Here is a 13,759-nt window from a genome sequence, read left to right on the forward strand (position 1 = left end):
TTGAAACTGGATTGGCGATATCTTTAACCGGGCTGGTTTTTTTTTGCAACTTCTTTTCGGAGTGGCTAAACTGCCATCATGAGACAGGCAGCGTGAGAGAAGAGCATGGCTAAGCAGGAATCCCTGAGAACCAGCGAGTGTCCGGTCGCCAGAACCCTGGAGTCGATAGGTGAGCGCTGGTGCATGATGATCGTGCGTGAAGCCTTTGATGACGTCCGCAGATTCAGTGACTTCCAGCGGAATTTAAGGCTGGCGAAAAATATCCTGGCGTCACGCCTGAAGCAGCTGGTGGAGATAGGGGTGTTTGAGATTGCGCCGGCCTCCGACGGCAGCGCCTACAGCGAATATGTCCTGACCGAAAGAGGCCGTTCGCTGTTTCCGGTTGTGGTCGCGATGCGCCAGTGGGGCGAGCGTTACCTGTTTGAGAAGGGCGAAACCCACTCTGTGCTGCTGGATAATGCGGAAGGAAAGCCGCTGCCGCGCCTGGAGGTTATCTCTTCACAGGGGCAAAAACTGGAACCGGCCGACTGTCATCGTCAGCGGGTGGTGGCTGAAGGGTAATCGTCAGGGTTTTTCCTCTTCCGCACACTCTGAGACTGGCAGGCCTGACATCGTACGCGTTACCCGATCATCGCTGTCGCCTGTAGCGGTGATCGAACAAAATGCCTTACTCCCGTTTTACGCCCCGCCATAAGGGCGTTATCCCCGGAAACAGGTCCCCGCGCTTCCTCATCCTTTCCTGCCCCGCATCTTGACAGGCCTGTCGATATCATCACATTTTCCAATGACCGGTTGCCTTGTAACTTCCCGATGCGCATGACAATATCGCTGCTTGTATAGACATGTACTCTCAACCCTGGACTGGGCAAATCACGCTTTCAGTCAACACGTCTCTCACTGTACCAGCGAGGAATCTATGTCGGTCAAATCATCTGTATCAGATTATTCAGGCTCAGAGAAACAGGGCCTGTCAGAAACCCGCTCCATTGATTACATCCCGCTGGGTGAACGTCATGGTCATCCCTTTAACCAGTTTACGCTCTGGTTTGGTGGCAATCTGCAAATCACGGCTATAGTCACGGGTGCGCTGGCCATGGTGCTGGGTGGAGACGTCGTGTGGTCTCTTATCGGCTTACTGGTGGGGCAGATTCTGGGTGCAGCGATCATGTCTTTGCATGCGATCCAGGGTCCGCGCCTGGGTTTACCGCAGATGATCACCAGCCGTATGCAGTTTGGCGTGTTTGGTGCTGTTATTCCTCTGGTGCTGGTGTGCATTATGTATGTGGGATTTTCAGCCAGCGGGACAGTATTAGCCGGGCAGGCGCTGGCTAAACTTATCCATGTCAGTCATTCAACCGGGATGATCCTGTTCAGCACCCTCATCGTGATCATTGCGGTGCTGGGCTATCGCGTGATTCATCAACTGGGCAAGCTGGCGAGCGTCATTGGCGTTTTAGCCTTTGCTTATCTGTTTATCACGCTGTTCTCTGCGCATGACTTATCAGCTGTGTGGCAGAATCAGCACTTTACCCCGGCAAATTTCCTGCTGGCGGTCTCACTGTCTTCATCCTGGCAAATTGCCTTCTGTCCTTATGTCTCTGACTATTCACGCTATCTGCCAGCTGATGTCTCTGCGAAGAAACTCTTCAGTTCAGTCTTTTTTGGCACTGTACTTGGCACGCAGGCTTCAATGACGCTGGGGGTGATTGTCGCTGCCATTGCCGGAAGTGCGTTTGCAGGCAATGAGGTCGGTTACATCGTGAGCATGGGTAGCACGGCGACCATGGCCATGGTGATTTATTTCGCCATTTGCTTTGGAAAAATCACGTTTACCACGCTGAACGCCTACGGCAGTTTTATGTCACTGACCACCATTGTCTCTGGCTTCCGGCAGAAAACCACGCTGAGTCGGGGTGGGCGCATTCTGTTTGTGGTGCTTATGGTTACGCTGGCCTGCGTCATTGCTCTGCTCAGTGAACCGGCCTTTCTGAAATCCTTCACCCACTTCCTGCTGTTTCTGCTGGCTTTCTTTGTGCCGTGGAGCGCGATCAGCCTGACCGATTTCTATCTGATCACCAGGGGCAGGGTTGATGTCCCGGCACTGTCGCAGCCGGACGGGCGCTATGGACGCTGGAACCTGGCCGGTATTACCGTCTATTTTCTGGGCGTGCTGGTGCAACTGCCGTTTATCGATAATCCGCTGCACCATGGATCGCTGACCTGGATTTTTGCCGGTAATGATGTCTCGTGGATCATCGGCTGGTTTGCGACGGCACTGTTATGGCTGATTGCCAGCCGCTGGGATCGTCGGGGCATCCCCGAACAGTCAATCTATCCCGCCCAATAACAAGGTCAGGCCGCCTGAGCGGCAGCCTTTCAGGGAGTGTCACTCTTCGCGGGTGTGTGATCACCCGCGTGTCAGGAAATCCTCTTTTAAGATCAGGCGGCAGAAACGTCCGCTGCGCCGGTCTGCGCCTCGGCCACCAGCGGCTTCTCCGGTTGCAGCAGTGTCATTGCCAGCATACTGCCAAAGGCGATCAGCGCGGTGACGGTAAACATCGCGTTGTAGCCGTAATATTCCGCCAGCCAGCCGCAGAGCATCGGAGAGATAATCGCTGCCAGATTGGCTATCGCCAGCGTCATGCCACTGTAGGTGCCCACCGACGCTTTAGGGGTGACATCAATCACCACCGACCAGTAGACATTGTTTACCAGTGCATTCAGCGCATTGCCCAGGGTCATCAGTGCAATAATCCCCGCAGCCGACTGCACATAGGGGATCGCCATAAAGCAGCAGGCGGTGCCGCACAGCGTGACGGCGGCAAACAGATTGCGCGCCAGACGCAGATTACGGAAGCGAGCCAGCAGGGCATCGGCAATGCGACCGCCCAGCAGCACCGTGATACAGGCGCCGCTCCACGGGATCATCGCGACGTACCACAGTGAGTGCAGGTCGTAATGGAAATTATCCTGCAGATATTTCGGCATCCAGGTCACCAGGGTAAAGGTGATGTAGAGGAATGAGAAGTAGCCCAGCGCGTTGCAGACCAGGGTGCGGCTGGTAAAGAAGCGCCACCAGGGCAGTGGTACGCTGTCGCTCGCGCTGCGGCGCTGACCGGTCTGGATAAGCTGACGTTCTGCGGCATTGGTATGTGGACTTTTCTCCGGGCTGTCGCTGAAGGTGCGGGCAAACAGCGCCATCGCCAGCAGGGAGAAAACACCGAGCAGGATAAACATCATGCGCCAGTCATGGGTCAGCAGCAGCAGGCCCACCGCAATCGGGGCGGTCAGCAGCGCGCCAACCTGGGTCGAGAGCAGGCCGATGCCCAGTGCAAAGCCGCGCTCATTATCGGGTGCCCAGTGAGCAATCGCCTTGTTCATCAGCGCATAGGCCGGGCCTTCGGAAAAACCAAACATGATGCGAAGGGCAGCAAAGCCCATAATGGCGGATCCGCCAAACAGCGCCATGCCCAGTTCCCCCGCCCAGGCGGTGGCGATCTCCAGCAGCGACCAGAGTACGCCTGCCAGCAGCCAGACTTTTTTCGTGCCGATGCGGTCGGCAAGAAAGCCGCCACACAGCGAACCAAACAGATAGCCAAAGCCAAAGTAGCCCAGCACGGCTCCGAGCTGGACTTTGCTGAAGTGATACTCCGCCGCAATGGCGTTAGCCGCAAACGACAGGGCGCCGCGATCGATATAGTTGATCAGGGCGATCAGGAACAGCAGTGAAAATATGGTGTAACGGTAACGGCTGATTGTCATCTCACTTCTCCTGATTAAATGTCTCAGGAGAGCAGAAGCAAAATTGATGCCGGAAAGGGTATTTATCCGGCAAACCGCGGACAAGCACAGAATTCGGCCCCCTGAGCCCGCCCCGAATAGGCTTAACTGATCCCGCTAATAATTCGCCTGCGCTTCAATGCGGTGCAGCCGCTGCCTGTCGGTGGTGAGGCTCAGGCGGCGTTATGATGGTTGGGGCTGACGTGTGGCAGCGGGATAACCACGGCTTGCGTGACTGCTTCTGTATCAGCCGTCCCGACCTGGGGTATTTCGCCAACGTGTTGTAAAATCTGCTGCTGATAAGTCGCATCTGCCACCGTAGTCTGTTCACTCAGCAGTACGCCCGCCTCATTGACGTTTTTTCCGTCCACTTTTATTTTGCTGGTGGCACTGGCCAGCATCCACTCATATTCAATATCGACGTGGCCGCTATCAATACAGCGGATACCGTGCTGACTTAAATCATATGCCAGCACGGTTGCGGTCGGCCCTAATGAAATCAAGACCAGGTCAAAGTTGACGGCATTCTTTAAAACGGTATCAAACAGACGATCATAGACGGAAAAGGCATTACGGTTCAGCGTCGTAATACGTTTCACTTCGCTGGCTCCCTCCAGTAAATCATTGCCTAATCCCAGACGTGTGCCACTGCCTTCCACAATTAATACCCGGCGGCCCTGATAGAGCTGTTTAAACTTATCAAATATCGTCCGGGATAATTGCTTGCCTTTATAATCGTGATAGGGACGGGTCACCGAGGTATTTCCATACTGGTACTGTTTATTCAGCAGACCCTCATAATATTTAAAATAAAATGATTTATGGAAGAACCAGAACAGGGCCGACCCGCCCCGCATATTACGGGTGGTACGAAAGGCATCCGGCAGACAGATCAGACAGTTCGGGTTGGCTCCTGAATCTTGCTGCAGCAAGGCTTTGAGCCGTGCAGAGAGATTCGGGTCAAATGGCTGAAAACCGATATTTTTATACCAGGTCATTTCCAGTTCACCGTCGCCATAACGGGCCAGAGATAATTGTGGGTTACGTAATAACAGATCGACAGTCTCTTCTATCGACATGACGGAATAACGCTTTACCCGTGCCTGCGCGGCAGGATAGCGAATGGCAGCATTAAGAAACTTAAAAGGGAAACGAAACTTGCGATAAATAGCGTGAAGTGCGGTCATAGTTAACCTGCCTGGTTCATTGCTGCCAGAAAAATCCCGCCTGCTGGCCGGATAAACGAATATAAGAGAGCTGATATATATCACAGATAAAATAAGCGTCATGCTACGGAATATCTGAAATCGTTTTCATCGGCAAAATCCCTTTGTTCATTAATCTATTTCCTGAGTGTTATTTTTCAGGAAAATAATAAAAACGCGTTCAGGCTGGCACAATTAAATCATTTGAACAGCAGCGACACCGCACCAGCGTTGATGAAGCCGCCAAGAATAACAGCAGGGCAGTAACATTCCCGATTTCAGCAATAAGAGTTATTTCAGAACAGAGTTAATAAACCATTATGATTATTTGACTCTGAAAATCTTTCGTCGGGCACACTTTAGCTGGCGTTACAGAAGGGCGGCTTGTCTGTTAATTAATCGCCTTTGAACAAAAGGTGCGGTCGTTAGCAGCCTATGGTTAATTTTTTGTGATGGATATCCCGTAATCAGCCCTTCAGAAAGTAAAAAAAGCGGCCTGACCGCATTAACAGGTGACATTTATAATAAATATTTCTAATGATTAACGCTTATACACGTTTTTACATATTTCGTGCGTAAGTTAAAATCTCGTTGAATTTATGTTTCCAGCTTAACCTTTCAATTGCCGCTAATGACCCGAGGATGGATCATGATCAATAAAATAACCAGTATAATCATGGTGATATTTGCTATCGCCCTGATTTACATGGGAGGACAACTCCTGCTTGCAGGAGGCAGCGCGTTCTATGCGCTGATGGGCGTGGGCGTTCTGCTCAGCGCGATTCTGCTGTTGATGAACAAACGCAGTGCGCTGACGCTTTATGCGCTGCTGATGTGGATCACTCTGTTCTGGACTATCTGGGAAGTGGGCTTCGACAAATGGCAGTGGATCCCGCGCGGCGACCTGTTTGGCGTGCTGGGTCTCTGGCTGGCGCTGCCGTGGGTGGTGCGTCCGCTCTATCAGGGGCAGCGTCGTTTCCATCCTTTCCTCGGGGGTTCCGTCGTCCTGATGGTGCTGCTGGTCATCGGTCTCTGCTTCTACGATCCGCTGCCGCAGCAGGGCACCATTAATACGCCGCGCAACGCCTCTGCGACCGGCGGTGCCGCTGAAGAGTGGAGCGCCTATGGCGGAACGGCTGATGGTCAGCGTTTTTCGGCGCTGAAGCAGATCACTAAAGATAACGTGAAAGATCTGGAAGTGGCCTGGACCTATCACACCGGCGATCTGCGTCAGGGTGACGATGCGACCGAATACACCTTTGAAGCGACACCGCTGAAAGCCAACGGCATGCTCTACTTCTGTACGCCGCACAACGAAGTCCATGCCCTTGACCCGGAAACCGGTGCGGTGAAGTGGAAAACGACGCCGGATAAAAACCGCTCTTATCTGCAGCAGCACCAGACCTGTCGTGGCGTGAGCTACTTCGATGCCGGTCAGCAGGCGCAGCAGCAGACGGGCGCATCGCCGGCCATCTGCCGCAAGCGTATTTTCAATGCCACCACCGATGCCCGCCTGCTGGCGCTGGATGCCGATACCGGTAAAGCCTGTGCTGACTTTGGTGACAACGGTGTGGTGAATCTGCGCGCCAACATGGGCGAGGTGCGTCCGCACGCGCTGATGCAGACTGCCGCGCCACTGGTGGCAGGCAACCTGGTGATTGTCGGCGGTTCGGTGATGGATAACGGCTTCAACAGCGGTAACCCATCAGGTGTGATCCGTGCCTATGATGCCGTCAGCGGTCGTCTGGTGTGGAACTTCGATCCGGCTAACCCGGATAACACCGCACCGGTCGCTGAAGGGGCAACCTATCCGCAGGATACCCCGGTCGCCTGGGCCACCCTGAGCGCCGATCTGAAAAACGGCCTGGTCTATGTGCCGTTTGGTAACGCCTCGCCGGATGAAGTGGGACTTGAACGCGATCCCGCCAGCAACACTGAAAAATTCCGTGATGCGCTGGTGGCACTGGATCTGAAAACCGGTGCGTTCAAATGGCGTTATCAGAGTTCGAACCACGACCTCTGGGATCGCGATAATCCGTCACAGCCGTCGCTGGTGGACATCAACTATCAGGGCAAACCGCAACCGGCGGTGATCCTGCCGACCAAAACCGGCAACCTGTTTGTGCTGAACCGCCTGACCGGCGAACCGGTTTATCCGGTAGAGCAGGTTAAGGTCTCCACGGATGGTATTAAAGGCGAGCAGTATGCGGCGACCCAGCCGGTCTCCAGCCTGAACTTCATTCCGCAGCCGCTGACTGAGAAGTCAATGTGGGGCATTACGCCGTTTGACCAGATGGCCTGCCGCACCACGTTCCGTGAGCTGCGCTATGACGGTAACCCGTGGACGCCACCAACGGAGAAAGGCTCGCTGATCTTCCCGGGCAACATCGGGGTGTTTAACTGGGGTTCAGTAGCGGTTGATCCACAGCGTCAGATGCTGATTGCGGCACCGGTGCGCCTGGCTTACAAATACAACCTCATCAGACGCACGCCGGAAACCGAAACCCAGCGTACCTTCACCAAAGATGGTACGCCGTACTGGAATGAGAACTTCCACGGTGACTACGCTATCCACATCCAGCAGATGGCGTCGGGTCTGGGTATTCCCTGCATCGCGCCACCGTGGGGACGGATGGTCGGTGTGGATCTGACCACCGGCAAAACCGAATGGCTGCGTCGCGTCGGCACCACCAAAAACCTCAAGACCAGCTTCCTGCCTGGCCGCTTCCCGCTCGGTTTCCCGATGGGTATGGTGGCGCACGGCGGACCGCTGCTGACGGCGGGTGATCTGGTGTTCCACGGCGCAACGGCAGATAACTTCTTCCGTGCTTACGACAGCACCACCGGCGAACTGCTGTGGCAGACTGAACTGAGCGCGGGTGCGCAGGCCACGCCATCCACCTTTATGGGCAAAGATGGCAAGCAGTATGTGGTAATTGCCGCGGGCGGCCACGGCTCGCTCGGCACCACGGCGGGCGACAGCGTTGTCGCTTTCCGTCTGAAGTGATTTTTTAAAAAACCGACCCGCTGAGCGCCGCCCTGGCGCTCAGCTTTTTTTTATGCTTCTGCCTGTCAGATCTCACACCCGGCTTCGCGCGACAACCTGTTGTATTTCATCTCAATTCTTTCATCTCCGCATTCACATCATCTGATAACGCATCGAAACCATTTCGTGACAGCGCTCCCGCTTTAACGATTTCTCCTGCCTGACAGACTTGCGCATTAAGCCGCGAGGCGTAGATTAATATATGACTTCACAATTAATCGTGAATAAGAAAAGTACTTCACAATACGCACTCTGAAGGATTGATGCTCATGTCGGAACTGAAATTTGCTACCCGTCTTAACTCTTTCGCCTCGGGGGCGCACCTCTACTGGCCCGATCAGCAGGGTAAGCCCTCTGTGCTGCAGATGGTTGCCCGTGCAGGCAAGGTCAAAGGCTTAACGCATCTCGACCTCAACTTTCCGCAACATCTCACCAGCGATATCCCCACACTGCGCCAGGCGATCAGTGATGCGGGTCTGGCCGTTAACGGTATGCAGATGCGCTGGGACGCGCCGCAGTTCAAAATCGGCGCGTTTACGCATCCCGACGCGAAAGTGCGTCGCGAAGCGATTGAGCTGACCAAACGGGGCATTGACGCGGGTCGGGAATTTGGTTCACGGCTGATGACGCTGTGGATGGGGCAGGACGGTTTCGATTACTGCTTCCAGGCGGACTATAAGAAGATCTGGGAGGATGCGGTCAGCGCCGTGCGTGAAGTGGCGGAGTATGCACCGGACGTTGACGTCAGCATCGAATATAAACCCAATGAGCCACGCGCCTACAGCATCTTTCCCAACGCCACCACCTGTCTGCTGGCCGTGGAAGAGGCGGGCTGCGCCAACCTGGGGATCACCCTGGATTTTGCTCATGTACTGTTTGCCAATGAGATCCCGGCTTACGCCGCCGCCATGGTGGCGCGCCGCTCACGGCTGCTGGGGCTGGACCTTAATGACGGCTGGGGCAAGCGTGATGACGGCCTGATGGTCGGCTCAGTTAACCCACGCGCCACGCTGGAGTTTCTCTGGCAGATGCAGCGTGATGGTTATCGCGGTGCCTACTACTTCGATACCTTCCCGGATGCCAGCGGTCTTGACCCGATCCGTGAAGCAGAAAGCAATATTGCGACCGTGACTCGTCTGCTGAGGCTGTGTGACCAGCTGCACGACAACGCGGCGTTACTGGCGGCCATCGGGCGTCAGGATGCGGTGGCCTCTCAGCAGATCGTCAATGACATCATGCTGGCGCGCTGACAGCCGATTAATCATAAAAACATCACACCTCTACCCAACACCCTGAGAATAAAAAATGAAAAAACGCCTGCTTGCTCTTATCGCCTCCTCACTGCTCTGCAGCACGGTTTATGCGGCAGAACTGGCACCGCTGCAATCCGATACCGAACCGGATCGCACCGACTGGACCCAGCTCGACACCAAATATGGCGCACTGCCAAAAGTCGATAAGTCGCTGAAGATTGGCGGGGTATCGAAAACCCTGACCAATGAGTACTGGCGCTCACTCGGCCAGGGCTACCAGAACGCGGCGAAAAAGTATGGTTTCACTGTCGCTTATCAGGCGGCGGCCAATGAAGACGATCAGCTTGGTCAGCTCTCCATTGCGGAAACCCTGATCTCGCAGGGCTTTAACGGCCTGCTGGTTTCGCCGCAGACCGATATCAACCTGGAGCCTGCACTGGAGAGTGCCAACAGTAAAAATATCCCGGTGGTGAACGTTAATGATGCGGTGATGCCGAATGCGCGCTACTACGTCGGCAACGTCCAGAAGGACAATGGCGTGCGGGTGGCGAAATGGTTTATTCAGCACCATCCGCAGGGCGGCAACGTGGCGGTGATTGAAGGGCAGCCAGGGGTTTATGCCGCCGGACAGCGCACCCGTGGCTTTAAAGAGACGCTGGACAGCGCCGGTAAGTTCACCATCGTGGCCAGCGTGCCCGCTAACTGGAGTCGCGAGCAGGCCTTTAACGCCGCATCGACCATTCTGCAGCAGCATCCTGATTTGATCGGCTTCTACGCCAACAACGACACCATGGCGCTGGGCGTGGTGGAGGCGGTACGCGCGCAGAACAAAGCATCACAGGTGGCCATCTTTGGCACTGACGGTATTTCCGATGCCTACGCCTCGATTAAGCGCGGCGAGCTGACCGGCACGGTCGACAGTTTCCCGGTGCTGACCGGTGAAGTGGCGATGGACGTCATTATCCGGCTGATCAACGGACAGAAACTGTCGCGCGTTGTCTCGACACCCCAGGCGCTGATCACCAAAGAGAATGTCGAAGCGTTCTCAACCAAAGACAACAACCGGTTGCGTCAGCTGCTGGCTCAACAATAAGTCAGCGGGAGCGGGTATGGAACAGTTTCGCTTAATGATGCGTGGCATCAGCAAAAGTTACGGTAACGCCGCCGCGCTGCAGGATGTCGATTTCTCAGTGCGGCCCGGCGAGGTACACGCGCTGATTGGGGAAAATGGCGCGGGTAAGTCGACGCTGCTGAATATCCTCTCCGGCGTTCGCGGTGCGGACAGCGGAGAGATCAGCGTCAATGGAAACCGGGTGCAGATTCGCAGTCCGCTCAGCGCCCGTGAGGCCGGGATCGCGATGATCCACCAGGAGTTACAGCATGTGCCTGAGCTTTCCGTGGCGCAGAACATGTTTCTGGGTCGCCCGCTGACCCGCGCCGGAGGCTGGTGGGTGGATAAAAAGGCCCAGCTGGCGCGGGCTACCCTGATTCTGAAGACGCTGGATCCCACTATCGATCCCGATACGCCGATCAGGAACCTCAAGGTATCGCAGCAGCAGATCGTTGAGATTGCCCGGGCGCTGCTGGATGACGCCAAAATCATCGCCATGGATGAGCCGACCTCCAGCCTGACGCCACGCGAATTTGACCGGCTGGCAGAGCTGATTGGCGATCTGAAGTCGACCGGCGTCTCGCTGATCTATGTCTCGCACAAGATGAATGAGATTTTCCGGGTGTGCGACCGCGCCACCATTATGCGTGACGGAAAGCAGGTTGGGGTGGTCAATATCAGTGATGAGGATGAGGAGAGCATCGTCGCCAAAATGGTCGGACGGAAGATCGACAAGCTTGACCATCAGGCGTTTGTCACCGATCGCGAAGTGCTGCGGGTAGAGGATCTGACGCGTGGCAATGAGGTGGTGGCGGCAAACTTCAGCGTTCGTGCGGGCGAAGTGCTGGGCATTGCCGGACTGGTCGGCGCGGGGCGCACCGAACTGCTGAAGCTGATTGCCGGTATCGACAGGCGCACCCGTGGCACGGTGAGCGTCAACGGTGCCGCGGTTAAGAACCACAACGTGCGTGCGGCGATCAAGGCGGGCATTGGCCTGGTACCTGAAGACCGCAAAAAAGAGGGCATTATCAAAGAGCGGGCGGTGAAGATGAATATGGCGCTGCCGTCGATGCACCGCTTCACGTCGGCGGGGCTGATGAACCAGGCCAGGCTGGACCGCGAGGCGCTGAAGGTCATGGGCGACCTGAAACTGCGCCCGCTCGACATTGAGAAAACCATCGGCACGCTGAGTGGCGGCAATCAGCAAAAAGTGATCATCGGCCGCTGGGTTGCGGCGGATGCCAATGTGTTTCTGTTTGATGAGCCGACGCGCGGTATCGATATTGGTGCCAAGTCTGAAATCTATCACCTGATTGAAAAACTGGCCCAGGCGGGCAAAGCCATTGTGGTGGTGTCGTCAGAAATGACCGAGATCATGCGCATCTCCGATCGGGTGCTGGTGATGCGCGAGGGCCGGATAACCAAAGAGTTAACCGGCAGCGCGATCACCGAAGAGAACATTGCCCGTTATGCCATCAAAGATATCGACCAGACCGCCTGACCGCTTACCTGACACTATTTAAGGTTATAACTATGACAACTCAGACATCTACCGGGCCGGGTACCCGACCTGCGCTGCGGCTTAAATTTAATCTGCGTGATGCCGGTACCTTAATTGGCTTACTGATTATCGTGGTGACATTTTCGTTTCTGTCGCCGGTCTTTTTCACGCTGCCTAATCTGCTGAATATTCTGCAGCAGTCCTCAATCAACGCCCTGATTGCACTGGGCATGACGCTGGTGATTATCTCCGGCGGGATTGACCTCTCGGTCGGCCCCACGGCGGCGCTCTCTGCGGTGCTGGGTGCAACCCTGATGGCATCGGGCGTGCCGGTGCCGCTGGCGATCCTCGCGACGCTGGGTGTGGGCGCGATGTGCGGGCTGTTCAGCGGCACACTGATCGCCTATGCCGGGCTGCAGCCGTTTATTGTCACGCTGGGCGGCCTGTCGCTGTTCCGGGCCATTGCGCTGATCTACACCGGCGGCAATCCCATCTTTGGTATTCCGCTGGAATTTCGCAGCCTGATCAACAGCACGCTTTTCGGTATCCCCACGCCGATTGTGATTGTGGCAGTGATTGCACTGCTGCTGTGGACGGTGATGAATAAGACCCCGCTGGGGGAATATATTCTGGCGATTGGCGGCAATGAAGAGGCGGCGCGGGTCGCAGGTGTGCCGGTTAAGCGCACCAAGGTCACGGTCTATATCTTCTCCGGCCTGCTTGCCTCACTGGCCTCGCTGATTCTGATTGGTCGTCTGGGGGCTGCCGAACCGACCATCGGCAACCTGTGGGAACTGGATGCGATTGCGGCGGCGGCCATTGGCGGTGCGTCGTTAATGGGTGGCAAGGGCAGTATCTTCGGGACGCTGATCGGCGTGGTTATCCTCGGTGCATTGCGTAATGGCTTGACCTTACTGAACATTCAGGCCTTTTACCAATTGCTCGCTACCGGCCTTATTATTATCATAGCGATGTTGATTGACCGGGCGACCCGAGGCAAGTAATGAAGCAAGATCCGCGAGCCATTGGCGCTCAGATTCGTATGCGTTTGCCCCAGCTGACGCCGTTAGAACGTCGGGTAGCTGAGGCGATAATTGCCCGAACCGACATTACCGAGCAATCCTCATTAAAGGAGATTGCGCGGGAGAATAATGTCTCTGAAGCGATGATCGTTAAGATTACCAAAAAACTTAACTTCACCGGCTTCAGGCATTTCAGAAGTGGCCTGATCTATTACAACCAGTCTGAAGTGGCAGGGCTGCATGCGGAAATTGAGCCGGATGATTCGTCGGAGCAGTTGCTGGCCAAAGTTTTCAGAACCTCTATCCAGGCGATTGAAGAGACCTTATCGATTCTGGATGTTTCTGAATTCAATCGTGCGGCGGACATTATCTTTAAAGCGCGTCATATCGATCTCTATGCCGTGGGCGGCTCTGCCGCCGTGGCGCGGGACCTGTCACACAAGATGCTGAAGATTGGCATTAAGTCGACTGCCTATGACGACGCCCACATCATGCTGATGTCAGCCGCCGTGTTATCTGATGACGATGTGGTTATCGCCATCAGCCATTCGGGTGCTACGCGTGCGGTGAACGATCCGGTCAGACTGGCGGGGAGGAATGGCGCGAAAGTTATCGCCATTACCAACTACGCCGAATCCCCGATCGCGAAGAGTGCGCATGTGGTCCTCAATTCAACCTCTCAGGGATCGCATCTGCTGGGTGAAAACGCCGCGTCACGCATCGCCCAGCTCAATATTCTGGATGCGCTGTTTGTCGCTATCGCCAAGAAAGATCTGAAGCGGGCGGAGAAGAACCTGATGAAAACCCAGCATGCGGTTCAGGATCTGCGGGAATTCTAGCT

Annotated in this window: 10 protein-coding genes; 8 read left to right on the top strand and 2 right to left on the bottom strand. The window is 55.4% G+C overall.

Annotated features, from left to right (window positions below; genetic code table 11):
* Positions 1–105 precede the first annotated feature (105 nt).
* Both HFD87_RS05080 and HFD87_RS05085 read left to right on the top strand, forming a co-directional pair.
* Positions 106–561, top strand: coding sequence for a helix-turn-helix domain-containing protein (locus HFD87_RS05080; protein ID WP_167423027.1), 456 nt, complete (start codon positions 106–108; stop codon positions 559–561).
* Positions 562–916: 355 nt separating this feature from the next.
* The gene (locus HFD87_RS05085) at positions 917–2,347 is read left to right on the top strand and encodes a cytosine permease (protein WP_167423028.1); all 1,431 of its coding nucleotides are present in this window, start codon (positions 917–919) and stop codon (positions 2,345–2,347) included.
* A 92-nt stretch (positions 2,348–2,439) separates the two neighbouring features.
* On the opposite strand, the gene HFD87_RS05090 is transcribed toward HFD87_RS05085, so the two are convergent.
* Entirely contained in the window at positions 2,440–3,762 is a 1,323-nt protein-coding gene (locus HFD87_RS05090) for an MFS transporter (protein ID WP_167423029.1), read from the bottom strand.
* A 191-nt stretch (positions 3,763–3,953) separates the two neighbouring features.
* Positions 3,954–4,967: a GT-D fold domain-containing glycosyltransferase gene (locus tag HFD87_RS05095; protein WP_132498621.1), complete on the bottom strand. Its 1,014-nt coding sequence runs from the start codon at positions 4,965–4,967 to the stop codon at positions 3,954–3,956.
* A gap of 667 nt (positions 4,968–5,634) precedes the next feature.
* Between HFD87_RS05095 and HFD87_RS05100 the strand changes: the two genes are divergently transcribed.
* The 6 genes from HFD87_RS05100 (at position 5,635) to HFD87_RS05125 (ending at position 13,757) form a co-directional block, all read left to right on the top strand.
* On the top strand, positions 5,635–7,992 hold the full coding sequence (locus HFD87_RS05100; protein WP_010244959.1) for a membrane-bound PQQ-dependent dehydrogenase, glucose/quinate/shikimate family: 2,358 nt from the start codon (positions 5,635–5,637) through the stop codon (positions 7,990–7,992).
* Positions 7,993–8,300: 308 nt separating this feature from the next.
* Positions 8,301–9,281 carry a TIM barrel protein gene (locus tag HFD87_RS05105; RefSeq protein WP_022625661.1) on the top strand — a complete coding sequence of 327 codons (981 nt, stop codon included), beginning with the start codon at positions 8,301–8,303 and terminating at the stop codon, positions 9,279–9,281.
* 55 nt (positions 9,282–9,336) lie between these two features.
* Positions 9,337–10,377, top strand: coding sequence for a substrate-binding domain-containing protein (locus HFD87_RS05110; RefSeq protein WP_010244953.1), 1,041 nt, complete (start codon positions 9,337–9,339; stop codon positions 10,375–10,377).
* Between the two features lie 16 nt (positions 10,378–10,393).
* A complete protein-coding gene (locus HFD87_RS05115) occupies positions 10,394–11,896 on the top strand; it encodes a sugar ABC transporter ATP-binding protein (RefSeq protein ID WP_167423030.1) in 1,503 nt (500 codons plus the stop codon).
* 32 nt (positions 11,897–11,928) lie between these two features.
* Positions 11,929–12,900, top strand: coding sequence for an ABC transporter permease (locus HFD87_RS05120; RefSeq protein ID WP_010244946.1), 972 nt, complete (start codon positions 11,929–11,931; stop codon positions 12,898–12,900).
* The gene (locus tag HFD87_RS05125) at positions 12,900–13,757 is read left to right on the top strand and encodes a MurR/RpiR family transcriptional regulator (RefSeq protein ID WP_010244943.1); all 858 of its coding nucleotides are present in this window, start codon (positions 12,900–12,902) and stop codon (positions 13,755–13,757) included. The genes HFD87_RS05120 and HFD87_RS05125 overlap by 1 nt, the downstream gene beginning before the upstream one ends.
* The last annotated feature ends 2 nt before the right edge of the window (positions 13,758–13,759 follow it).

This window comes from Pantoea sp. EKM21T, assembly GCF_011800405.1.
Lineage (GTDB): Bacteria > Pseudomonadota > Gammaproteobacteria > Enterobacterales > Enterobacteriaceae > Pantoea > Pantoea agglomerans.

Bases quoted from the DNA above. Each gene is read 5' to 3' on its own strand.
- HFD87_RS05080 (WP_167423027.1), top strand. From the start codon at position 106: ATGGCTAAGCAGGAATCCCTGAGAACCAGCGAGTGTCCGGTCGCCAGA.
- HFD87_RS05085 (WP_167423028.1), top strand. From the start codon at position 917: ATGTCGGTCAAATCATCTGTATCAGATTATTCAGGCTCAGAGAAACAG.
- HFD87_RS05090 (WP_167423029.1), bottom strand. From the start codon at position 3,762: ATGACAATCAGCCGTTACCGTTACACCATATTTTCACTGCTGTTCCTG.
- HFD87_RS05095 (WP_132498621.1), bottom strand. From the start codon at position 4,967: ATGACCGCACTTCACGCTATTTATCGCAAGTTTCGTTTCCCTTTTAAG.
- HFD87_RS05100 (WP_010244959.1), top strand. From the start codon at position 5,635: ATGATCAATAAAATAACCAGTATAATCATGGTGATATTTGCTATCGCC.
- HFD87_RS05105 (WP_022625661.1), top strand. From the start codon at position 8,301: ATGTCGGAACTGAAATTTGCTACCCGTCTTAACTCTTTCGCCTCGGGG.
- HFD87_RS05110 (WP_010244953.1), top strand. From the start codon at position 9,337: ATGAAAAAACGCCTGCTTGCTCTTATCGCCTCCTCACTGCTCTGCAGC.
- HFD87_RS05115 (WP_167423030.1), top strand. From the start codon at position 10,394: ATGGAACAGTTTCGCTTAATGATGCGTGGCATCAGCAAAAGTTACGGT.
- HFD87_RS05120 (WP_010244946.1), top strand. From the start codon at position 11,929: ATGACAACTCAGACATCTACCGGGCCGGGTACCCGACCTGCGCTGCGG.
- HFD87_RS05125 (WP_010244943.1), top strand. From the start codon at position 12,900: ATGAAGCAAGATCCGCGAGCCATTGGCGCTCAGATTCGTATGCGTTTG.